Annotated in this window: 1 protein-coding gene; it reads left to right on the forward strand. The window is 68.9% G+C overall.

Annotated elements, in window-relative coordinates; translation table 11 throughout:
- Positions 1-94: 94 nt before the first annotated feature.
- A protein-coding gene (locus RUR49_RS17640) for an IS630 family transposase (protein WP_409147717.1) occupies positions 95-992 on the forward strand; the annotation gives its coding sequence in 2 pieces (ribosomal slippage) (positions 95-434 and positions 434-992; 899 coding nt annotated over the 2 pieces). This gene is flagged as partial in the annotation.

The following is a 992-nucleotide window of genomic DNA, read 5'->3' on the forward strand; positions in this document are numbered from 1 at the left end:
TAGAGCACTTTCGTCCGGGATTGAATCGGTTGGGGATTCCCCTGGCGGGTGATTTCTGATTCACCGTGGGGGCTGGCGAAGGAGGCCGGCTCGCATGGCGAACGCTCTTTCTCTGGATCTTCGGCAGAGGGTTGTTGCGGCGGTCGAGGCCGGCGCGTCACGGCGGCAGGCGGCGGAGCGTTTCGGCGTCGGCGTTTCCTCCGCAATCCGCTGGGTCGTTCAGGTGCGTACGACGGGGGACCTCGAGCCGCGGCGGCGGGGCGGATGTCGCCCGAGCCGCATCGACGGGCACGCCGATCTCATCATGGACTGGATCGGCGCAGAGCCGGACCTGACGCTGGCCGAGATCGCCGAGAGGCTCGGCGAAGCTGTCGGCTACCGGCCGCCGCCGAGCGTGGTGCACGACTTCTTCAAGCGCCGCGGCGTGACGCGTAAAAAAAGACGGCGCACGCTGCCGAGCAGGACCGGCCGGACGTAGCGCGCCGGCGACACGCCTGGTTCGACGACCAGCCGGACCTCGACCCCGAGCGCCTCGTCTTCATCGACGAAAGCGGCACGTCCACCAAGATGGCCCGCCTCTACGGCCGCGCACCCAGGGGCGAGCGCTGCCGGGCGCCAGTGCCGCACGGGCACCGGAAGACGACGACGTTCGTCGGGGGCCTCACCCTTGCGGGCATCGTCGCACCGATGACCATCGACGGCGCGATGACCGGCGCCGCCTTCCTCGCCTATGTCGAGCAGGTTCTGGCCCCGACCCTCAGGCCGGGCGACGTCGTCGTTCTCGACAATCTGCCGGCCCACAAGCCGGCCGCCATCCGCGAGGCCATCGAGGCCGCAGGAGCCGTCATGCACTTCCTGCCGCCATACAGCCCCGACTTCAATCCGATAGAGTTGGCCTTCTCGAAGATGAAGGCCATCCTCAGGAAGGCGGCCGCCCGCACCCTCCCGGACCTCTGGGACGCGATCCGAAACGCCATCGACGCCGTCACACC

The sequence above is a fragment of the Pseudoxanthobacter sp. M-2 genome (genome assembly GCF_046156265.1).
In the GTDB taxonomy this organism is placed as follows: domain Bacteria; phylum Pseudomonadota; class Alphaproteobacteria; order Rhizobiales; family Segnochrobactraceae; genus CAMDHY01.